This is a genomic window from Shewanella sp. A22, from assembly GCF_053850585.1.
In genome coordinates this window covers 1-22,461 of sequence record NZ_JBSQBN010000055.1, presented here as the reverse complement: position 1 = coordinate 22,461, position 22,461 = coordinate 1, and the positions used below count along the sequence as shown (strand labels likewise).

The 22,461-nt window shown below is 40.5% G+C and carries 17 protein-coding genes; 6 read left to right on the top strand and 11 right to left on the bottom strand.

Features of this window, described 5'->3' with window-relative positions; genetic code table 11:
• Positions 1-35: 35 nt before the first annotated feature.
• The 11 genes from ACWXWT_RS11415 to rlmD form a co-directional block, all read right to left on the bottom strand.
• Entirely contained in the window at positions 36-671 is a 636-nt protein-coding gene (locus ACWXWT_RS11415; protein ID WP_456041707.1) for a protein-L-isoaspartate(D-aspartate) O-methyltransferase, read from the bottom strand.
• A complete protein-coding gene (surE, locus tag ACWXWT_RS11410; RefSeq protein WP_456041706.1) occupies positions 668-1,417 on the bottom strand; it encodes a 5'/3'-nucleotidase SurE in 750 nt (249 codons plus the stop codon). The genes ACWXWT_RS11415 and surE overlap by 4 nt, the downstream gene beginning before the upstream one ends.
• Positions 1,418-1,420: 3 nt before the next feature.
• Positions 1,421-2,494, bottom strand: coding sequence for a tRNA pseudouridine(13) synthase TruD (gene truD, locus ACWXWT_RS11405; RefSeq protein WP_456041705.1), 1,074 nt, complete (start codon positions 2,492-2,494; stop codon positions 1,421-1,423).
• Positions 2,495-2,520: 26 nt separating this feature from the next.
• Entirely contained in the window at positions 2,521-3,000 is a 480-nt protein-coding gene (ispF, locus tag ACWXWT_RS11400; RefSeq protein WP_456041704.1) for a 2-C-methyl-D-erythritol 2,4-cyclodiphosphate synthase, read from the bottom strand.
• A gap of 22 nt (positions 3,001-3,022) precedes the next feature.
• Positions 3,023-3,760 carry a 2-C-methyl-D-erythritol 4-phosphate cytidylyltransferase gene (gene ispD, locus ACWXWT_RS11395; protein ID WP_456041703.1) on the bottom strand — a complete coding sequence of 246 codons (738 nt, stop codon included), beginning with the start codon at positions 3,758-3,760 and terminating at the stop codon, positions 3,023-3,025.
• A 58-nt stretch (positions 3,761-3,818) separates the two neighbouring features.
• Positions 3,819-4,121 (bottom strand): cell division protein FtsB, encoded by a 303-nt coding sequence (gene ftsB / locus ACWXWT_RS11390; RefSeq protein ID WP_456041702.1) that lies wholly within the window; start codon positions 4,119-4,121, stop codon positions 3,819-3,821.
• A 100-nt stretch (positions 4,122-4,221) separates the two neighbouring features.
• On the bottom strand, positions 4,222-5,523 hold the full coding sequence (gene eno, locus ACWXWT_RS11385) for a phosphopyruvate hydratase (RefSeq protein WP_456041701.1): 1,302 nt from the start codon (positions 5,521-5,523) through the stop codon (positions 4,222-4,224).
• Positions 5,524-5,797: 274 nt separating this feature from the next.
• A complete protein-coding gene (locus tag ACWXWT_RS11380; protein WP_456041700.1) occupies positions 5,798-7,435 on the bottom strand; it encodes a CTP synthase in 1,638 nt (545 codons plus the stop codon).
• Positions 7,436-7,549: 114 nt separating this feature from the next.
• Positions 7,550-8,371 (bottom strand): nucleoside triphosphate pyrophosphohydrolase, encoded by an 822-nt coding sequence (mazG, locus tag ACWXWT_RS11375; protein WP_456041699.1) that lies wholly within the window; start codon positions 8,369-8,371, stop codon positions 7,550-7,552.
• 88 nt (positions 8,372-8,459) lie between these two features.
• Positions 8,460-10,667, bottom strand: a complete 2,208-nt coding sequence (relA, locus tag ACWXWT_RS11370) for a GTP diphosphokinase (protein ID WP_456041698.1) — start codon at positions 10,665-10,667, stop codon at positions 8,460-8,462.
• Between the two features lie 176 nt (positions 10,668-10,843).
• Complete coding sequence (rlmD, locus tag ACWXWT_RS11365; protein ID WP_456041697.1) at positions 10,844-12,211, bottom strand: 23S rRNA (uracil(1939)-C(5))-methyltransferase RlmD; 1,368 nt, start codon at positions 12,209-12,211, stop codon at positions 10,844-10,846.
• A 120-nt stretch (positions 12,212-12,331) separates the two neighbouring features.
• Between rlmD and barA the strand changes: the two genes are divergently transcribed.
• From barA to ACWXWT_RS11335, 6 genes are all read left to right on the top strand, one after another.
• Positions 12,332-15,169 carry a two-component sensor histidine kinase BarA gene (barA, locus tag ACWXWT_RS11360; RefSeq protein ID WP_456041696.1) on the top strand — a complete coding sequence of 946 codons (2,838 nt, stop codon included), beginning with the start codon at positions 12,332-12,334 and terminating at the stop codon, positions 15,167-15,169.
• Positions 15,159-15,755: a YjaG family protein gene (locus tag ACWXWT_RS11355; RefSeq protein WP_456041695.1), complete on the top strand. Its 597-nt coding sequence runs from the start codon at positions 15,159-15,161 to the stop codon at positions 15,753-15,755. The genes barA and ACWXWT_RS11355 overlap by 11 nt, the downstream gene beginning before the upstream one ends.
• Positions 15,756-15,832: 77 nt before the next feature.
• Positions 15,833-16,033, top strand: a complete 201-nt coding sequence (locus ACWXWT_RS11350; RefSeq protein WP_456041694.1) for a DUF3319 domain-containing protein — start codon at positions 15,833-15,835, stop codon at positions 16,031-16,033.
• A gap of 88 nt (positions 16,034-16,121) precedes the next feature.
• Entirely contained in the window at positions 16,122-17,090 is a 969-nt protein-coding gene (locus tag ACWXWT_RS11345) for an AEC family transporter (protein ID WP_456041693.1), read from the top strand.
• A gap of 127 nt (positions 17,091-17,217) precedes the next feature.
• Positions 17,218-18,876, top strand: a complete 1,659-nt coding sequence (recN, locus tag ACWXWT_RS11340; protein WP_456041692.1) for a DNA repair protein RecN — start codon at positions 17,218-17,220, stop codon at positions 18,874-18,876.
• Between the two features lie 781 nt (positions 18,877-19,657).
• On the top strand, positions 19,658-21,898 hold the full coding sequence (locus tag ACWXWT_RS11335; RefSeq protein ID WP_456041691.1) for a peptidase U32 family protein: 2,241 nt from the start codon (positions 19,658-19,660) through the stop codon (positions 21,896-21,898).
• The last annotated feature ends 563 nt before the right edge of the window (positions 21,899-22,461 follow it).

Here is a 22,461-nt window from a genome sequence, read left to right as displayed (position 1 = left end):
ACAGACTTTACCTAGGCTCATCGTTATCGTGTTAACTATGCTAGCCCCCCATTAATAAGAGGAACAAATTTAACCGCCTCTACAATTTCTGACTGAAATGTCTGTCCTACACGCGTAATTTTAAGTAACTGTTGAGTATCTTCACCCACTGGGATAATTAATACTCCGCGGTCAGCCAGTTGTTCGAGTAATGCTTGGGGTACCGTTGCTGCAGCAGCTGTAACCATAATGCCATCAAACGGCCCACGATTTGGCCACCCTTGCCAACCGTCACCATATTTAAATGACACATTGTGCAAATCTAGACGTTTAAGTCTCTGACGTGCTTGTATTTGTAATGCTTTTATACGCTCAATGGTGCATAACTGAGGAATTAACGATGCCAAAATAGCAGCTTGGTAACCAGAACCTGTACCAATTTCTAGCACTTTATGCGGCTTATGCTGTAAAAGCAGTTCAGTCATTCTCGCCACAATATAAGGTTGTGAAATTGTCTGCCCTTGGCCAATAGGTAATGCCGTATTTTCATACGCCTTATGCGCTAATGCACCATCGAGGAATAACTCCCTAGGTATTGTTGCCACCGCATGCAACACCTCAGCATGTTGGATCCCTGCATCGGACAATTTCTTCGCCAAGTTATGTGCAGATGTTAAAGCAACCCGTGTCATATTTTTATTATCCAATCGGCTAATTCATCAAGTTGATTGTATGCCGTTAAGTCAACAGTTAATGGTGTTATTGAAACATAACCCGCTGATACAGCGTCAAAATCAGTCCCGTCACCCGCATCTTGCTCACTGCCTACTGGCCCGAGCCAATAAATATCTTTACCCGCAGGATCTTGGGTTTTAATCATCCCTTCGGCTTTATGCCGAGCTCCTAAACGGGTTACTTTAATGCCTTTAATTTGCGCTACGGGCAAGTCGGGAACATTTACATTTAAAATTTGATCTCGACTAATTGGGTGGTCCAATAATCCTTTTACAATTTTGGCAGCAAAGACAGCGGCTGTATCATAATGATTTAATGATTTGCCTACCAGTGACACGGCAATAGCTGGTAAACCTAAAAAACGCCCTTCCATTGCTGCAGCCACAGTTCCTGAATATAAGGTGTCATCGCCCATATTCGCACCAGCATTAATACCAGATACCACGATATCGGGCTCCGTTTGACACAATTCTCTTATTGCAAGATGAACACAATCAGTAGGAGTACCGCTTACCGAAATATAACCGTTCTTTAAGTTATTAATTCTTAATGGGTTAGTCAAGGTTAATGAGTTACTTGCTCCCGAACAATTACGATCAGGACCAACAGTTAGCACTTGCGCAAACTCACTCAAGGCGTTGCTCAATGCAATGATCCCTAGTGCATCGACGCCATCGTCATTACTGACTAAAATATTAATCATCGCTTAAGACTCTTCATTTGTCTGTTTTTGTTGTTCCACAACCAGCATTTTTCGCTGTGATTCTTGGACATCTTGGTACTTTGCCAGTTCGCGAAGTACCGATGTAGCATAACTCCCTGCAGGTAGAACAAATTCAAGTGTGAGAGTATCTGCGTCAAATTGCCATTTTAGTCCTTGAGGCTCAAGCAATAACGGCCGTCGCTCTTGTGATAAACCAGCTTCTTCGAGTCCTTGCAAGTCAGTAGACAAGTCAGTCAAGGGAGCCAACTCCACAGCGAGTGCTTCATCTTGAGCCAATGGCGTTCCCCTTCCCCACAAGGGGGCAGAAAGTTGAATATCTTTTTCTGCTAAACGAGTATTAAGAACGTCATCCCAAACATTTGCCGTAAAATAGCTTTTGCTACCCGCTAACATGACACAATCACCTGCTAAGGTTCGAGTGTGCTGAGTGGCTAAACGATATGAAACCACCTGATTAAATACATTAGAACGCACGGCTGATAAATACATGCTGCGTTTATTGCGATCTTTTACATTACGTCCACCGCTAAGCATTTGACGTCCTAACGTTAAGTTTTTACCGTCGTGTCCAAAACGTTGTTCACCAAAGTAATTAGGCACACCCAATGCAGCAATATTTTGTAAACGAGCTTCTACATCCTTTACGTCACTAATATTGCGTAGAGTCAGTATAAATCGATTGCCTAATAAAGCTCCGATCCGTAACTTTTTACTGTGACGACTACTTGATAAAATGGTCAGTTTTTCATTATTTAATTCGTCCCATTTAGGGGTTTCTTTACCGGGGATCCGCACACCAAACCATTGCTCTGTGATGGCATTTTTATCTTTTTGGCCAGCATAGGTCACTTCTTTAGGGTGTACTTTTGCAAACTTAGCTAACATTTCAGCAACATAGACCGTGTTCATACCATCTTTACGCACATGAAGCATATGATGTTCACCTTCGCCTGTCGGCGTAAAAGGCAAAATCTCTTTCACAATAAAGTCGCTATTATAGGTACGTAAATCAGCTTGGCTTACGGGCTGTTCAAATAGATAATGTAATGCTTTCATGTAACGAATTCTCTATATTTTGTAGGTTATTGGCTTTTCATCAACACAACAGCTTCAACAGCAATACCTTCTTTACGACCTGTAAAACCGAGTTTTTCAGTCGTGGTAGCCTTAACATTGATATTATCGATATCAGTTTGCAAATCGGCACTTAAGCACTGACGTATGGCTTGAATATGAGGTGCCATTTTAGGGGCTTGAGCAATAATCGTGACATCTAAATTACCTAATATAAATTGCTTTTGTTGTGCTAGTTGATAACAGTGTTTTAATAACACTCTGCTATCGGCACCAGCAAAATTAGCATCGGTATCGGGGAAGTGCTTACCAATATCACCTAATGCCATAGCACCTAATATTGCATCACTGATAGCATGCAATACAACATCGCCATCCGAATGGGCAATTAATCCGCTCTCATAAGGTATGATGACACCGCCTAAAACCAGCGGTTCATCACCACCAAACTTATGTACATCAAAACCATGACCGATACGAATATTCATAAAAAAACCTTACGTTAACTTACTATGAGGTGACATTGACAATCGCTGTATTTTCTTCAATGTATTGCTGCGACATAAATAGCGCGGCTAATTGTAAATCATCAGGATGGGTCACTTTGATGTTGTCTATTCGGCCGCTAACCAACCCAGGCATAACCCCTGCCCACTCCATTGCGCTTGCTTCATCAGTAATCGATGCTTGAGCTGCGAGTGCGGCAGATAAGTGCTTACGTAAATTTGCCACAGGGAAAAATTGTGGTGTTAACGCATGCCATAACAATGCTCGATCAACTGTACTAACAATATTCCCTTTGGCATCACTACGTTTCATCGTGTCACGAACGGGAGCGGCAAGAATGGCACCTTGAGGGTAAATATTAACCGACTCAATCAATAGAGTAATATCTTTATGGGTTACACAAGGTCTCGCCGCATCATGAACCAAGGCCCACGCATCAGGATATAAGCTTTGGGCATGGTTTAATGCAGCTAAAACTGAATCAGCGCGTTCACCGCCACCAATAACTTGGGTTAACTTAGGATGTGAAGATTGTGGTAACTGACTGAAGTGTTCATCTTCTGGATGAAGAGCGACAACGACTTGGTCTATTTCAGAATGCGATAATAATGTATCCAATGTGTGGGCGAGAATACTTTGTTGCCCCAGCATTAAATATTGCTTAGGCCTATCAGCCCCCATACGACTGCCAACACCTGCTGCAGGTACAATCGCAATAATAGAACGAGGATCTTTTAGCATATAAGCATTACCAAGATTGAAAATTAATGATTAAGGATATACCAACGCAATAACAAGACTAACGATTAAATTGGCTCAGTTCTCGAAGCTCACTACCAACCACTCGATAAAACGTCTCACCCTCTTTAACCATACCCAGCTCGTTGCGGGCACGCTCTTCAATGGCTTCCGTACCACTTTTTAAATCAATAATTTCTTCTCTAAGGATTTGATTTCGAGCCACAAGTTTGTCATTGCTTTGCTCTTGGGCTTTAATTTGACCTTGAAGAACGACATATTCTGACAAATTGTTATCGCCCAGCCAAAGTCGATACTGTAAAAGTGACAATAAACAAATCAGTAAAAATATTAGTCGTTTCATAATATCAAGTTATGTTAAAGCCAAGCCGTGAAAATATGTCCGTTATAGTACAACAAAAAAGGCCACCTAGTGGTGGCCTTTTTTAAGCTTAAGCAAAATATTATCCTTGGCCTTTCACTTCTTTAAGACCGTTAAAAGGAGCTTTTGCACCTAATGCTTCTTCGATACGCAATAATTGGTTGTACTTCGCAACACGGTCACTACGACTCAATGAACCCGTTTTGATTTGACCTGCAGCCGTACCAACGGCAAGATCTGCAATAGTTGAATCTTCAGTTTCACCACTACGATGTGAAATAACCGCGGTAAAACCAGCATCTTTTGCCATTTTGATTGCTGCCAACGTTTCAGTTAATGTACCGATTTGGTTGAATTTAATCAAAATAGAGTTAGCAATACCGTTGTCGATACCACGCTTAAGGATTTTAGTATTGGTCACAAATAAATCGTCACCGACTAATTGAATTTTGTCACCTAATAATTTAGTTTGGTGCGCAAAACCATCCCAATCCGATTCATCTAAACCATCTTCAATCGATACGATTGGATATTGGTCAACTAGATCGGCTAAAAAGTAGTTAAACTCTTCAGAAGTGAATTTTTTACCTTCACCTTTAAGGTTATAAATGTTGTTTTCTTTGTCGTAGAATTCAGACGCTGCACAGTCAAGTGCTAGGGTAATATCTTTACCCAGTTCGTAACCAGCGTTTGCAACGGCGACTTTAATCGCCGCAAGTGCAGCTGCATTCGACTCAAGGTTAGGAGCAAAACCGCCTTCATCACCAACTGCAGTTGAATGACCTTCAGCTTTCAATACTTTAGCGAGGCTATGGAATACTTCTGCCCCCATACGCAACGCTTCACGGAAGTTTGGTGCGCCAACGGGTTGAATCATGAATTCTTGAATATCTACACTATTATCAGCGTGCTCACCACCATTGATAATGTTCATCATAGGAAGAGGCATAGAATAAACACCAGGCGTACCGTTTAAGTCAGCAATGTGTGCATATAAAGGTACGTGCTTAGCTGCTGCGGCAGCTTTAGCTGCAGCAAGAGACACGGCAAGAATAGCGTTGGCGCCAAATTTAGCTTTATTTTCTGTTCCATCTAAGTCAATCATTATTTGGTCAAGTGCAGCTTGATCTAATGCATCTTTACCTTTTAGTGCTGCTGCAATTGGGCCATTTACAGCGGCAACAGCTTTAAGTACACCTTTACCTAAGTAACGAGCTTTGTCTCCATCACGAAGTTCTAATGCTTCGCGACTACCCGTTGATGCACCAGATGGTGCCGCTGCCATACCGATAAAACCGCCTTCCAAATGCACTTCAGCTTCAACGGTTGGGTTGCCACGCGAATCCATAATCTCGCGACCAATCACTTTAATAATGTTAGCCATAATATCCTCGTACTGTGTCAGTAAATTAAAAAATTTAAATAAAAGTTAAAAGCCAATACCAATAAAGCCCTTTAAACAACAAAAACAATCGACTTATTGGTATGTAACTTTCAGTTTTGTAATTTTATTCTATCTGTACTTAGGATAAATCGAATTGGTCTACGCTTCAACTTAGTTTTAACCATGGTGAGACATCACAATGGTGATTTTTTGATCTTACGCATATATCTTAAACAAAAAAGCCGCTAATACAGGGATTAGCGGCTGTCTCTAATTAACTAATGTCGCGTTTTTGATATGCTGAAGAAGCTGCAATAAATCCTTCAAATAATGCGTGTCCATCCCGTGGTGTAGAAGTAAATTCTGGGTGGAATTGGCTCGCAACAAACCATGGATGATTTGGCAGTTCAATCATTTCAATCAATTTGCGATCAGACGACAAACCACTAAACACTAAACCGGCTTTTTCTAAACGTTCAATGTAGTTGTTGTTAACTTCGTAACGATGGCGATGGCGTTCAATGCAACTTGATGAGTGATACGCTGCCGCTGCTTTTGAGCCTTCTTTTAAATGGCATAACTGAGCGCCTAAACGCATAGTACCACCTAAATCAGATGACTCATGACGTGTTTCAACATCACCTTCTTCGTTAATCCATTCGGTAATCAACCCCACTACTGGATGTGGTGACTCTGGATTGAACTCTGTAGAATGTGCCCCTTCTAAACCAGCTACATGACGTGCAAATTCAATTAATGCCACTTGCATACCTAAGCAAATACCAAAGTACGGTAGATTGTTTTCACGGGCAAATTTGGCAGCAAAAATTTTACCTTCCACACCACGTTCACCGAAGCCCCCAGGTACAAGAATACCATCAAGACCTTGTAGCACCTCTTCGCCTTTGGCTTCGACTGTTTGTGAATCAATATACTTGATGTTTACCGTAACACGATTTTTTAAACCCGCATGTTTTAATGCTTCGTTAACAGACTTGTATGCATCTGGTAATTCAATGTACTTACCAACCATACCAATAGTCACTTCACCATTTGGATTGGCTTCTTGATAAATAACATTTTCCCATTCAGACAAATCGGCTTCGTTACAATCTAAATTGAAACGTTTAATGACGAGTTCATCTAACCCTTGTGAGCGTAATAACGCAGGGATTTTATAAATGCTGTCCACGTCTTTTAATGAAATAACCGCACGCTCTTCTACATTACAGAATAAAGAGATTTTAGACTTTTCATTTGCAGGAATGGCTCTGTCACCACGGCAAACCAATACATCCGGAGCAATACCAATCGAGCGTAGTTCTTTAACCGAGTGTTGAGTCGGTTTCGTTTTAATTTCGCCAGCAGCACCTAAGAAAGGCACTAAGGTTAAATGCATAAATAAAGTGCGTTCACGTCCTAGTTCTGCACCTAACTGACGAATAGACTCAAGGAACGGCAATGATTCTATATCGCCAACTGTGCCACCGATTTCAACAATCGCCACATCATGACCTTCGCCACCCGCCAACACTTTTTCTTTAATTGCATTAGTGATGTGAGGAATAACCTGAATAGTCGCGCCTAAATAATCACCACGACGTTCTTTACTAATCACTTCTTCGTAAATACGACCAGTAGTAAAGTTATTGCGGCGATTCATTTTTGTGCGGATGAAACGTTCATAATGACCTAAGTCAAGATCAGTTTCAGCGCCATCTTCAGTCACGAATACTTCACCGTGCTGAGTAGGACTCATAGTACCTGGATCGACGTTAATATATGGGTCCAGTTTCATAATGGTTACATTGAGGCCACGCGCCTCTAAAATTGCTGCTAGCGAAGCTGCTGCAATGCCTTTACCTAGTGATGAAACAACGCCACCAGTAACGAAGATATACCTTGTAGTCATGCTGAACCTGAGAAAATGTGTTGGAAAAAACGTGCTTGTAAGAAAGCACTAGGACGGGGCGATATTATAACAAAGCCACCTCGATTCGACAAACTTAAACGCACTAAATTTCGCTTAATTTGCGTTTTCGTAGTGCTTTACCAGATCCCAATAGCCGTCTAATTCAGTTAATGTGTGTTGTTCAATAGGTTTGCCACTGTTGCTTACGTATTGTTCAACACCACGGAATCGACGTTCAAATTTGGTGTTGGCTTGTCGTAACGCTTGTTCAGGATCGACGTTTAAATGGCGGGCTAAATTGACTACCGCAAATAATAAATCTCCCATTTCATCTTGAATGTTATGTTGCGAATAGTCTGGGGCACCTGGCTTTTTATTAACCTCAAGCAGCACTTCATCTATTTCTTCATGTATTTTGGCGACAACGGGCTCAAGCTCAGCCCAATCAAATCCCACTTTAGCAACACGATGTTGGATTTTACGCGCTCGTGACAATGCAGGTAACCCTATAGGAATATCATCTAGAGCAGACTGCAATTGTTTTTGCTGACGTTCCTTCGCTTTTAACGAAGCCCACGCTTGACTGAAATCATGGGCATTTGTCATTACTGCGGTATTTTTTCCTTGTGATTGAGTAAATACATGGGGATGGCGTCGAACCAACTTGTCACTAATACGATCAATCACAGTATCAAAATTAAACATGCCTTGTTCTTGCGCTAATTGGCAATAAAACACCACTTGGAATAACAGATCGCCTAACTCATCGGGCAATTCATCCCATGCCTCACGTTCAATAGTATCAACCACTTCATAGGCTTCTTCTAAAGTAAAAGGCACGATTGTTGTAAAGTTTTGAGCAAGATCCCACGGGCAACCACAATCAGGATCGCGCAATTGTTGCATAATGGTCAGTAACGATTGAATATCTGCCACAATAATACCCTCTATTTCAAATAGACATTAATGAAAAAGGCATCCAATAACGAGATGCCTTCTCAATCAATATCTGATGTTAATTACGCTATAATCGACGTGATTCAATAACACCATCAACTTGCGATAATTTAGCAATAATCCGAGACAAACCGTCTAAATTATACAATTCGAGTTCCAGTTCAACGGTAGCGGTTTGCGTTTTCACGTCTGATGATGAGCTCATGTTCATTACGTTCGATTTCTCTGCGGCTAGCACTGTGGTTAAATCTCGCAATAGCCCACTACGATCGTGTGCTAATACTCTGACACGAATACGATAACCGCCAGAATAGTTTTCACCCCAAATAACATCTACACTGCGTTCGGGATGAACTCGCATTAACTCTTTTACTTGCTCACAATCACTGCGGTGCACCGAAATGCCTCGCCCCATCGTGATATAACCAAAAATTTCATCGCCAGGCACAGGTTGGCAACAACGCGCAATATGGCTCATTAAATTACCAACACCATTCACTTCAACCTGACCTTTATCTGACTTTTTAGGTTTATGCGACGCTTTTTTAAGAATGTCTTCAACTAATTCTTCGTCAGTGCCTTCGACTTTACGAATTTTAGTTTCGGTAAAGTTAACCACTTGGTTTAGACGTAAATCTCCCCCACCAATTGCGGCTAGCATGTCATCCATCGTATTGAGATTAAAGCGATCAACGGCTACTGCGGCATCTTTAATTTTTAATCCCACCCGAGACAACTCTGATTCAAGCATCTCTTTACCGGCGGCAATATTTTTGTCACGGTCTTGTTGTTTAAACCAGTGTTGGATCTTAGAACGAGAACGAGATGACTTAATGTAACCTAAATTTGGATTTAACCAGTCACGCTTTGGGTTCGGTGTTTTTGAGGTGATAATTTCAATTCGCTCACCCGTTTCAACTTGGTAAGTGAATGGCACTATGCGACCGTCAACTTTGGCGCCAATACATTTATGACCCACTTGAGAGTGGATATAGTAGGCAAAATCAAGCACTGTCGAACCTAAGGGTAAGTCAACCACTTCTCCATTAGGGGTAAATACATACACTCGGTCTTCAAATACTTGGCTGCGAACTTCGTCAACCAAGTTGCCGCTTTCAGCCACATCTTCTTGCCATTGTAAGATTTTCCGAAGCCAATTAATTTTTTCTTCGTAGCCGCTTTGTTTAGTGGTATTCGCGCCTTCTTTGTATTTCCAATGTGCTGCAACACCTAGCTCAGCATCTTGATGCATCGCTTCTGTACGAATTTGAATTTCTACTGTTTTACCTTCAGGGCCAACCACTACAGTATGGATTGACTGATAACCATTGGGTTTTGGGTTGGCGACATAATCGTCAAATTCACGTGGTATGTGATGCCAAAGATCATGCACAACGCCTAAAGCGCCATAGCAGTCCTGCAAACGGTCGGTGACTATACGCACGGCTCGAACATCAAAGAGCTCATCAAATTTAAGATCTTTGCCCTTCATTTTACGCCAAATACTGTAAATATGTTTAGGTCGGCCATACACTTTCGCGCGTATATCATCACTGTCTAGACGTTGTTGCAATTGAGTCACAAACTTGTCGATAAACACTTCACGGTCGACGCGTTTACCATCGAGTTGCTTAGCAATATCCTTGTAAACGGTTGGATGTAAATAACGAAAAGAGATGTCTTCAAGCTCCCACTTAAGTTGTCCTATACCTAAACGGTTTGCGAGTGGAGCATAAATATCAGCGATCTCTCGAGCCAACAATACCCGAGTTTCTTCATCAGCGTTTTTGACGGCTCGGAGTAAACATACGCGTTCAGCAAGCTTAATCACGACTGCACGCACATCTTCTACCATCGCTAACAACATTTTCCGAATATTGTCGATCTGAGGTTCGGCATCACGGGAGTTTTGACTGACTTTTAATGCACCAATCGCATTCATGGTCACAACGCTGGCCACTAATTTTGCAAGGTTTTCACCATATCGTTCTAGGATTTGCTCGTCGTTGATCACCCCGGCTTCTAATAGCAAAAACAAAACTGCTGCTTGCAGTGTTTCGATGTCCATATTTAACGGCGCTAAGATTTCGATCATTTCACGTGCACGAGCGAGCAGCTCGGTATGAGCCAGTTTGTTTTTAACCGGTAAGGCTTCTACTTGCTGGATCAATACTAATAAGGTTTGTGCGTCATCTTTGTTATCAATATAACGAGCGACCCACTCATCTAATTGAAATGCTTGCGTATTAAAATGTGCTTCGCGAACAGATACCATGAACCCTTCCTTAGCCGCATGACCGACTGAGATCTATCCATATTTACACTTGGCATACTGTGTAGATATGGTATTAACAACAACTAAACAGCCTATCTTGAAGCGCAACATTTTTTTGTCAATTCAATCGCGTTTAGTTGAACAAATTTCTAGCGTAACCAGTAAAAATTGATTGTTTATTTAGCTAATTCAAATAACACCATAGCTTCAATATGGTGGGTCTGTGGGAACATATCAACCAATCCAACTTTAGCAATTCGATAACCATTTGCTAATAATACACTACTGTCTCTGGCTAAACTTGCCGGATTACATGAAACATAGACAACTTTTTTAGGTTGCATTTTCTGTAACCATTGCAGACTTTCAAATGCTCCCGCCCGAGCAGGATCGAGCAACAATTTATCAATTTTACCTAACCAGGTCTGAGTTGATAAGTCGGCACTTAAATCGGCATGGTAAAAGGTTACATTGCCAAGTTGGTTGTCGACAGCATTTTGCTTGGCTTGTTGTACCATTTCAGGCACACCCTCAACCCCAATTACATCCGCAGCTTTTAATGCTAACGGTAAACTGAAGTTCCCGACACCACAAAACAAATCTAAAATACGTTCTCCTGCCTGGGGTTCTAGCCATTCTACCGCTTGATCCACCATAGCTTGGTTAATGGCACCATTTACTTGAACAAAATTACCTGGCGTAAAAGAGCAAGAAACAGACTCTTGGGCAAGATGATAATACGGTAACCTTGCCAAAATATTTTCCGCATGCAATAACGGATACAATTGAGTTAATTGTCCTGCATCATCTTGTAATAATAAGTTCAGTTGATGTTTTTCAGCAAAACCCGTTAACCAACGAATATCTGATGCGGGTAATACTTTTGTCACCCTTAATACCACAAAATTACCGTTATCAGCTTGGGTTAACTCCACATGTCCCAAGCAAGATTTGGCTTTCAATTGATTCAAATTAACCGCGAGCGGTGTAATTAATGCCGATAAAGGCTCGGCTAAAACAGGGCATTGTTGAATAGAAACAATTTTATTACTATTACCAGCTCTAAAACCGAGTTGTAAACGTTGACTCTTTTTATCAAATACGGTTGCCAATCTCGCCCGTCTACGATAATGCCAAGCCTCACCCACTAAAGGTGCAGCGATAATATCGGTTTCAATTGATTTAGCATTCGATAACTTACTGATAAGATCAACCAAGGCGACTTGTTTATGGTTACGCTGGGCAATCGTGTCCATATGTTGTAAATCACAACCACCACATTGGTGATAATGTGGACAATGAGGTTGGACTCGATTAGTGGATGCCACATCAATAGTGATTAACTTAGCTTTTGCATAGCTTTTCTTTTGTTCCACAAATTGTACCGTGGCAGTTTCCCCTGGCAGCACACCAGGTATAAACACCACCTTTCCTTGGTGCTGCGCTATACCTGCTCCCAAGTGGTCAAGTTGAGTAACACTGAGGCTTAACTTTGCGGATAATTGCTTAGATTTGTTCGGTTTTGCTTGAAAAAATTGTGCCATTTCGGCCTCAGGTTTTGAATAAAAAACTAGTCAAGAGTGCGGCATATCTGGCAGTCTAGACGGAATAACAGCGATTTAATAATAGGGACACACCTAACTGTCATGAAAAGTGCCAACAATATGACCAAATACAGCCTACGCTCTTGGGTTCTGGTACTTGCGTTAGCGCCCACTATCGTAGTGGGTATTCTACTTGGAAGTTATTTCACGATAAACCGCTTTTATGAATTGGAACAAACCTTAATAGAAAAAGGCAGCAATATTGTTGAACCGTTAGCAATTGCCAGTGAATTTGGCATTATTAACCAAGATCGAGAGTCAACTAAACGGTTACTGGCTGCATCACAAATAAATAATGCATCTCTGATCCTATCGATTGCTGTTTTTGATGCCGAGAACCAACTCTTTGTCACCTCGCATTACCATAAAGATTTTGAAACAATGCGCTATAAACAAGATTTGGACAATTTACTCGGAACAGAGCATGAAACCGTTGCAGACACATTAGTCATTCGTGTTCCAATAATATCCCATACGGGTTTAGAACCCAAATATGGTGTCAGCATAAATAGGTCAAATAACAACATCGACAATCATTACTCGAGCAATGGTGCCATTGAACCTATTTACAATAATCAACAAGAGCGAATACTCGGTTATATATCGGTATTGCTTAATAAAGAAAACGCCCTACTCGAACAACATCGAGCGGCAATAGCTGCATTTATTATTGTGTTGATAGGAGTACAGTTTAACTTATTTTTCACCTTCCGCTTAGTCAAGCACGTTAACTACCCCATTACCGAAATGGTTCGAGTTGTCGCCAAAATCCGTGAGGGTAAACTCGATACTCGCTTAGAAGGCAATTTAATTGGCGAGCTCGATCTGCTTAAACGAGGCATCAATGCAATGGCAGGTTCATTGTCAGAATATCACGATGAAATGCAGCAAAATATTGATCAAGCGACCTCTGATTTACGTGAAACACTTGAGCAGATTGAAATTCAAAACGTTGAACTCGATATTGCCAAAAAAAGGGCCCTTGAGGCGAGCCGGATTAAATCAGAATTCTTAGCAAACATGTCACATGAACTGCGCACTCCACTCAATGGAGTCATCGGATTTGCGAGGCAATTAATCAAAACACCTTTACACACCAGCCAGCTCGATTACATTAAAACCATTGAGCGCAGCGCCAGTAACTTATTGGGTATTATTAACGACATCCTCGACTTTTCAAAACTAGAAGCAGGTAAAATGGTTTTAGAAAAAATGCCATTTGCTCTGCGAGAAACTCTCGCTGAAACGCTCACCATTATCGCGGGTAGCGCTCAAGAAAAAGGATTAGAGCTGGTTATCGATATTGATGAAAATGTACCAGAAAGTGTTAGTGGTGACGCAATGCGAGTCAGCCAAATCATTACTAACTTGGTTGGAAATGCGATTAAATTTACCGATAAAGGCAGTGTCATACTCAAAATACACTTAGTCGGTCAAGACGAAGATAATATCACTTTACGATGCGAAGTTATTGATACAGGCATTGGTATTGATGAAAGCCAACAAGAGTATTTATTCCAAGCATTTGGCCAAGCTGACTCATCGATTTCTCGTCGTTTTGGTGGCACGGGATTAGGCTTAGTCATCACCAAACGTTTAATTAACCAAATGGGTGGCCAAATAGGCTTTACCTCTGCCCCCAATAAAGGTTCAAATTTTTGGTTTATTCTACCGCTTGGCATCAGTCAATTTGAAATTGGTGAGGTGCTTCCTGTCAATGTATTACAACATAAATCAGTATTGCTATATGAACCACGAGAATTAACCCGTGATACATTAAACCGCCGTTTAGTTTCATGGCAGCTTATTATTACCAATGTAGCCAACCCAGAAAACCTTACATCGGTATTACAAAGTAAAAATAGTAAGTTTGATTACATTATAATGAGTTGCCATGGTTTTATAGATAATGCCACCTTTATTCATTTACTACAGCAAGCAAAGCAGCACACTGATTGCCTGATTCTATTGCATGACTGCTTAGACAAAGACATGATCATTAATGTGCTCAAAACCCATGCAGATGTACTGCTTAATACCCCTATTAGTGATTTTACCTTAGCACATCATTTAATCTATCCTCCGGTTTCATCTGCATTGGCGAACTTACAAGAGCCCATTAACCCTCAGGTATCACAACGTTTAAATGCCTCTGTATTGGCTGTTGACGACAACATGGCCAATTTAAAGTTAATCGATACTTTACTTAAAGAATTAGTGGCAAATGTTATCACTGTTAATAATGGTGTTGATGCGATAAAGCAAGCTAAGTCGCAATCCTTCGATTTAATCTTTATGGACATACAAATGCCGGGCATAGATGGCATCACCGCCACCCAGCAAATACGAGCAGAGTCACTCAATCGTAATACGCCAATTATTGCCGTAACAGCCCATGCTATAGCCGAAGAGCGAGAAAATATCCTCGCCAGTGGTATGGATGGTTTTTTAGCTAAACCTATTGATGAACTATCGTTAAAAGGTGTCATTAGCCGCTGGATAACTAAACCTCAATTTACTCATTTTGATACTCATGTGCTAAATTGGGATTTGTGTTTAACACAAGCAAATCAAAAAACCGATTTAGCCTTAGACATGTTAAAAATGTTAGTTAACTCATTGCCCGAGACAACCCTATCAATTAATAAGGCGTTAGTGGCCAAAGATGCAGAGTCATTACTGCAAGCGGTACATAAACTCCATGGCGCTACCTGTTATTGTGGCGTACCAACCACACAAAAGTTATGCAAGGATATTGAGTCAGCATTAAAGCATAAAATCGACATTGATGACTTAGAACCTGAAATACTAGAGTTACTTGATGAGTTAACTAAGGTAGAATCAGCAGCAAATCAAGTAATAAACCAGCTATCAGTGGATGTTCCCCATGACCAGTAAAACCGGTTTTTTTAAACGCCTAAAGACATTGTCGTTACCCCAGAAACAGCTATTTGCTCTAGCACTGTGCCAACGAATGCTGCCTAACTACCAATTATTTTCTGAAGTATGCGAGTTTGGCCAGCCACAGGTGCTAAGCACCGCATTAGACTTGTTATGGCAAAGCCAATACGACAAAAAACTGAAATTCAATGTCGATGTACATTTACAACGTCTCGATGAAAACACACCAGAACCCAATGAGTTTGAAGCATATGGTGCTTATCCCGCAATGGATGCGGCTGTTGCTATCGCCACTCTAATGGCTGCAATTGATGGCAAAATTGAAGAAGACATAACCAATATCAGTAAATTATCATCAAGTACTGTGGCTAACTATATTGAAGCCATTAGTGATGAATCCTTAATGGATGAAGCGCTCGATGAGTTTGTGTTTTCGCACCCTGTAATGGAAGAAGAAAAAGAATTACAAGGTATGTTACTCGACATTATCGAAGCTAATCCTGTAGTAAACAGCGAATTAGTAAAGGGGTTACGTAAAGAGATCATTGAAGCAGGTGTGTCAAATATCGGCATTAGCTTGTAGATACAACACAAACCTGATATTGCCAATAAATATTAAGTTAGCCTGAATTATTCAGGCTTTTTATTGAGTTTACCGCCATGAAAAGAATTTTTTATCGGGGTTTCACCTTTAGTAATACAGACGGCAAAACTGATAACTGGACATTAGTCATAGGTAATCAAGTGCGAGTAGGCTCGTTATTTGAGCTAAGGCGGCAAGTTCACTTTTTTACTGAACTTGGTATATTGCCACCACCCAAAGTATTACAAACAAGTTCAAATTTAAAATCGAAAAAATAATCACTCGTTTAACTTTAGCCTAATTGCATCCTTCCCCCTAAACGCAGTAAAGTGATCTTATTATCATTTTGCTAAGGAATTGCGAGGGATGTCCAGTATTCTTACCCCGCTAATCGCTGTATTTATTATTATGCTGCTCGGCAGTATTATTCAAAAGTTAAGATTATTACCGCCAGACACTGATCTTATACTCAATCAATTTGTCTATTATATTGCCTTCCCCGCGATTCTCCTCATCGTATTAGCTGAAACGCGCATTGAAGATATTATTCAATGGGGCTTTATTGGTGGCTTTAGTTTGGCGATGATTATCACTTATGCTTTGGTGATTGCGGTGTCCCTATTATGCACACCGAAAAAGCAAGCCATAGCCGCAATGCGTGCGTTAAATGCAACATTTGGCAATACTGCCTTTATTGGTATTCCTCTACTTAGTCTATTATTCCCGGGCCACAAAATGGCATTAGTCGCCGCTGCTATTGCCAGTTTACTGTCGGTGTTTATGTTTGCCTTTGCTTTAGTCTCGATTGAATTGGCCAGCCGAACTAAGCAGTCGACAGAGCATGCCATCGTCATCATGGGTAACGCATTATATAAAAACCCGATTGTTGTTGGCAGTATCATAGGTATATGTTTATCAGCATGTCACGTGAACTTACCTGCCAGCATTGCGCTAATGCTACATCAAGTGGGAAACACCTCTAGTCCTTGTGCCTTATTTGCCATTGGCATGGTGCTAGCCAAAGCTTTGCGACACCAATCGGCAACGAAAATGTTTAGCGTTAGCTTGATTACTGAACTGAATTTAATCAATTTACTTAAGCTTATTATTCAGCCTTTGATCGCTTTTGGATTACTAAGGCTGTTTGAGGTAGAGCCAGAATTACTCACCATGGGCGTCATTTTGGCAGCCTTGCCTACGGCAGCAAGTGTATATCTATTGGCTGACCGTTACCAAATTAACGCTAATGTTAGCGCCCAGGGTATTTTATATGGCACCTTAATTACTTTTGTCAGTTTGCCCATAATAGAAACACTTTTAAAATCCATTGCTTAATGATCAAACGACTCTCGACGATAAAATAGTCAATACGAATTTAACCTTAACCACTTTACTGTATATAAAATCAGTATATACTGTTTATCAATACAGTGGTTTAGTGTTTCATTGACAGGAATTCATTATGCTTTGCCAACTCAGCATCAATAATTTTGCTATCGTACGTTTTTTAGAACTCGACTTTAAAGCCGGTATGACAAGTATCACCGGTGAAACTGGTGCAGGTAAATCGATTGCTATCGACGCTCTGGGATTGTGCTTAGGCAATCGCAGTGACGCAAATACCGTTAGACCAGGAGCCAGTAAAACCGAAGTTAGCGCTCGCTTTACATTGCACGATGTACCACTGGCAAAACGCTGGCTTGAAGACAACGATCTCGATGCTGAAGATGAATGTATTCTCCGCCGTACCATCAATAACGATGGTCGTTCTCGCGCTTATATCAACGCGAACCCCGTCCCTGTAACACAATTAAAAGCGATTGGGCAATTACTGATTGGTATTCATGGGCAACACGCTCATCACGCTATGTTAAAAAATGAACATCAATTAAACTTACTAGACAGCTATGCTAACCACAAACTGTTACTTGATAACGTGAGCGCAAGCTATCAACGATGGAAACAAGTTGAAAATGAGTTAAAACAACTTGAACAAGCTCAACATGAACGTATTTCACGTCAACAATTGTTGCAGTACCAGGTTGAAGAACTCAATGAATTTAATTTGGGATTAGCTGAATTTGATGAGATTGAGCAAGAACACAAACGCTTAGCTAATGGCACAGATTTAATTGAACGTTGCCAAGCAGGCTTAAACTTATTAACCGAAAGTGAAGAAGGTAATATTGAGTCATTACTTAATAAAGTAGCCACTATTGCAGACACACTTCAAAGCTATGACGAATCACTCGCCCCTATCAGTAACATGCTTAATGATGCATTAATTCAAGTACAAGAAAGCGCAAGCGAGATTGAAGGTTATTTAAGTAACTTAGAACTTGATCCAGAACACTTTGCCTATTTAGAAAAGCGTTTATCAACGGCAATGCAACTCGCGCGTAAACATCATGTTAGTGCAGATAAACTGGCTCTACATCACCAAGAACTTGCTTCTGAATTAGCAGAACTTTCAGGGGATGAAACCAAATTAGATGAAATAAGACAGCAGCTCGAAGCCAGTAAAAATAACTATTTAGTTAACGCACAAAAACTCAGTCAAAGCCGCAGTCGTTACGCCAAAGAGTTAGATAAACTGGTTACACGATCTATTCATGAACTCAATATGCCCAAAGGTAAATTTACTATTGAAGTGAATTATGATCCGTCCAACATCTCGGCGAATGGCTGCGATAACATAGAATTTATGGTAACAACCAACCCAGGACAGCCATTACAACCTATTTCAAAAGTAGCCTCTGGTGGTGAACTATCTCGCATTGGTTTGGGTATTCAAGTTATTACGGCTAAAAAAGTGGCAACACCAACATTAATATTCGACGAGGTTGATGTGGGAATTTCAGGCCCGACAGCATCCGTTGTAGGTCGTATGTTAAGAAGCTTAGGTGAGTCGACTCAAGTGTTGTGTGTCACTCATTTACCCCAAGTTGCGGGTAACGGTCATCAACATATGTTTGTGAATAAATTCAATAAAGGTGGTAATACCGAAACCACTATGCAAAATTTAGACAAACAACAAAGGATAAACGAACTTGCTCGCTTATTAGGGGGGGATGTGATTACTGAGAACACTCTAGCCAATGCCCGAGAGTTACTGCAATAGTCATTAACCAGCATTTATGATGAAAAAAATAAGCATAAAACTGGCAATCGTTTGAGCCGTTAGTGACTAAAAGCTAACTGACAACAGTCAGTATCATTAGGTTGATCACTATATCGTTTTCTCTATTCCATTAAAGCTCATCATTTTTATCACCTTGAAGCGAGTTGGCAAGAAAACCGACTCACTTCAATTAAGTAAGCGATACAAAACTACTGAAAATTTGTTATTCAGAGCTCTAAATGATGTCATTTAGAAGCCTTCTACATCTTTAACAGTCCTCACCATCCATTAATTAAATGATCAATCAGGGTTTTCATTAGAAGCTCATTGGCCAAATATACCTCACTGATAATTTTCGCAAAAAGAGCAAATTCTAATGCGGATTGGTATAATACCAATTCTATTAAATATGTGATCTTTCAGCGGGAGTTCAAAGTGCTGTAGGCAAGGCAGATGATTGAAGCGAATAGTGATTCTATTTTGAAAGCATCTAACGAAGCATAAAGGACTTTGAAACCCGCCAGAATGGAGTCTCTCAGGTATGCCACTTCTGTGTTACATCGATTTACAAGGGAACAACCATTTCTACATCAATGTGCCTTGAATTGAAAAACCTGAGAGACTCTGAACTGACCAGATATTTAATGAGATTGGTATAAAGCCTTTATTTATGGCGTCATTATGCATAAATGAAGGCTTTTTTGTTTAACTGAACGTTAATGATGACTGTTACAATCGCAAGCTAAATGAATAATTAACGATATAAAATAGTGAAGATATCATGAAAAGAAAAATCGAATTATTAGCACCGGGTGGCGATGTCGATGCCATCAAAGCGGCGATTATTGCCGGTGCAAATGCCGTTTATTGTGGCTTAGATACCTTCAATGCACGTAACAGAGCTGCCAACCTGTCCTTCGATGACTTAATGGGCGTTATCTCACTTGCACACCAATATCAGTGCGAAGTATTTCTAACCATGAATATCGTTATTCTAGAAAACGAACTGCCAACACTGGTTAAATTACTCAACCAATTGGTAAATACCGGTATTGATGGCATTATTGTACAAGACTTGGGGTTGTTTAACTTAGTCAGCAAGTATTTCCCCAGTTTAGCCATTCATGCCTCTACTCAGCTGACGACCCATAACGAAGGTCAAATTGCCTTTTTAGCTAAAATTGGCGCCACTCGTGTCAACTTATCTCGCGAGCTAAACCTAAGTGAAATAAAAAGCCTTACCAGCTTCGCCCACGATCACAATGTGCTTACTGAAGTCTTTGTACACGGCGCATTATGTATTGCTTTCTCAGGTCAATGCTATTCAAGCTCTGTGAGTGTCGGCAATTCAGGGAATCGTGGCCGTTGCAGCCAAGCGTGTCGTGATGAATATGAAATCACCGACGCGGGAAACAAATTTCCACTTAATTTAAAAGACAACTCGGCCTATTTTGACTTACCTGAACTGGTTGACGCTGGTGTTGATTCACTTAAAATTGAAGGTCGTATTAAAGGTGCACAATATGTGCATACCGTAGTTGATAGCTGGCGTAAGCAAATTGATAGATTTATCGACACGGGTAAATTATTAGCCGATGACTCAAATTTGCACAGAGTGTTTAACCGTGATTTTACCAACTCATTTTTAAAGGGTAACCTCACCAAAGACATGTTTATCGACAATCCACGCGATAACAGTTTTAAGCATGCTAACGATAAAAATAACGCCATTTCAGTGGTTCAAATTCAACAAGCACAACATACGCTGTCTTTAGAAAAAGACGCCATCGTTGAGCTTGTTGCCGAAAAAATTGATCACCTCAGCATTGCCAAGCCCGAATTAACGCTTGCATTTGCTGGCCAAGTAAATAAACCCTTGTCGATAACGGTAACCACACCAGATCAACACTTTGTCATTGAATCATCTATCTTACTGACCCAAGCAACAGAATCTCGTATCGATGCAGCGGCTATTGAGAAACGCTTTAAGAGCGTAAAAAATTGTGGCTACCTGCTGCAAGCTTTCGATTTTAACAACTTAGACACAGATTTAAGCTTACCGTTTAGTCAATTAACTCAGCTGAAAAATCAACTGTTGTTACAACTGACCCAAAGAGAATATATAGGCGCAGTCACCTTACCTAAGTTACCCAAACACCCGAAAGTGACCGACACAGCAACATTGTCTTTGCTTATTAGTGACGAAAAAGATGTCAATTTGGGCAGTGTGACTGATGCCGATATTTACTTCAAACTGCCAGAAAGCTTTAAGAAAAACGATAATAAGTACATTGATATATTCATGCGTAATCCAAGGCTTATACCATGGTTTCCAGCGGTTCTTATCGGCAAAGATTACCTTGAGTCTGTAAGGCTTTTAGAAACGGTTAAACCAAAACGCATCGTCAGTAACAACACCGGCGTCGCATTCAAGGCTAATGAAATGGGTATCGAATGGATTGCAGGTCCATTTTTAAACACGACAAACTCTTATGCTTTGCTTACATTACAAGAGCAACTAAATTGTGCAGGTGCATTTATTTCTAACGAAATCAATCGTAATCAAATTAGAAATATTGCCAGACCAAAAGGTTTTAAACTGCTTTATAGCATTTATCATCCTATTTTGATGATGACTAGCAGACAATGCTTTTTCCAGCAAACAGTCGGTTGTAATAAACCCAGTATTGAAGATGGTTGCATGCTTAAATGTGAAAAAGCCACTACTATCACAAATGTTAAAGGCATTTCATTTGCGGTCGACAAGCAAAAAGGTGGCTACCCGAGCATTTACAACCATGAGCAATTTTTAAACATCGAAGCAGTGGAAGATTTATCCTACTTATTTGATGAGTTCTTTATCGACCTCACAAACATTGGTTCGGGTTCAAAAGCTGAAATTGATAAAGTCCAACTCGTCAACCACTTCGAAAACGTTCTAAAAGGCGTAACTCAAGCCAAAGTGGAGCTTAGTCAATTGGTTACAATCTCAACCAATGCACAATATCAGCAAGGTTTATAACAAATCACCAGCATTTGCTAGAGCAATAAACAGGGTCACCTAATGGTGACCCTGTTTATTGCTAATCGCGTTGTATGGCATTGCTAAACAGATAGATTTTACTCAGATCGAGCATAATCATGAGCGGCATCGGCTGAAGTAGATTATAACCGTTCAACAGGCTAACCACTTTAAAAAATGGCGCACAAATAGCTCAATCTCTTAATGCCTTAATGAATTCGTTTTAAATATGCCTAATTGTTCAACTATATGAGCCGTCACTTCACTTAAGCGGTGACCTTGTTGTTCAAGTTCATTACAGTCATGAGCATTGTGCAAAGTAATACCAATCCCATTAAATATCTGGTCAGTTCAGAGTCTCTCAGATTTTTCAATTCAAGGCACATTGATGTAGAAATGGTTGTTCCCTTTTAAATCGATGTAAAACAGAAGTGGCATACCTGAGAGACTCCATTCTGGCGGGTTTCAAAGTCCTTTATGCTTCGTTAGATGCTTTCAAAATACGACGGCATGGTCTATTTTTTTCCATAAAAAATAACACATTCCCACCATCCATGGCGGTC

What these genes read in the sequence shown, in the direction of transcription:
- ACWXWT_RS11415 (WP_456041707.1), bottom strand. Translation starts at nt 671, where the DNA reads ATGACACGGGTTGCTTTAACATCTGCACATAACTTGGCGAAGAAATTG.
- eno (WP_456041701.1), bottom strand. Translation starts at nt 5,523, where the DNA reads ATGGCTAACATTATTAAAGTGATTGGTCGCGAGATTATGGATTCGCGT.
- ftsB (WP_456041702.1), bottom strand. Translation starts at nt 4,121, where the DNA reads ATGAAACGACTAATATTTTTACTGATTTGTTTATTGTCACTTTTACAG.
- truD (WP_456041705.1), bottom strand. Translation starts at nt 2,494, where the DNA reads ATGAAAGCATTACATTATCTATTTGAACAGCCCGTAAGCCAAGCTGAT.
- surE (WP_456041706.1), bottom strand. Translation starts at nt 1,417, where the DNA reads ATGATTAATATTTTAGTCAGTAATGACGATGGCGTCGATGCACTAGGG.
- rlmD (WP_456041697.1), bottom strand. Translation starts at nt 12,211, where the DNA reads ATGGCACAATTTTTTCAAGCAAAACCGAACAAATCTAAGCAATTATCC.
- relA (WP_456041698.1), bottom strand. Translation starts at nt 10,667, where the DNA reads ATGGTATCTGTTCGCGAAGCACATTTTAATACGCAAGCATTTCAATTA.
- ACWXWT_RS11380 (WP_456041700.1), bottom strand. Translation starts at nt 7,435, where the DNA reads ATGACTACAAGGTATATCTTCGTTACTGGTGGCGTTGTTTCATCACTA.
- barA (WP_456041696.1), top strand. Translation starts at nt 12,332, where the DNA reads ATGACCAAATACAGCCTACGCTCTTGGGTTCTGGTACTTGCGTTAGCG.
- ACWXWT_RS11335 (WP_456041691.1), top strand. Translation starts at nt 19,658, where the DNA reads ATGAAAAGAAAAATCGAATTATTAGCACCGGGTGGCGATGTCGATGCC.
- ACWXWT_RS11350 (WP_456041694.1), top strand. Translation starts at nt 15,833, where the DNA reads ATGAAAAGAATTTTTTATCGGGGTTTCACCTTTAGTAATACAGACGGC.
- ispF (WP_456041704.1), bottom strand. Translation starts at nt 3,000, where the DNA reads ATGAATATTCGTATCGGTCATGGTTTTGATGTACATAAGTTTGGTGGT.
- ispD (WP_456041703.1), bottom strand. Translation starts at nt 3,760, where the DNA reads ATGCTAAAAGATCCTCGTTCTATTATTGCGATTGTACCTGCAGCAGGT.
- ACWXWT_RS11355 (WP_456041695.1), top strand. Translation starts at nt 15,159, where the DNA reads ATGACCAGTAAAACCGGTTTTTTTAAACGCCTAAAGACATTGTCGTTA.
- ACWXWT_RS11345 (WP_456041693.1), top strand. Translation starts at nt 16,122, where the DNA reads ATGTCCAGTATTCTTACCCCGCTAATCGCTGTATTTATTATTATGCTG.
- recN (WP_456041692.1), top strand. Translation starts at nt 17,218, where the DNA reads ATGCTTTGCCAACTCAGCATCAATAATTTTGCTATCGTACGTTTTTTA.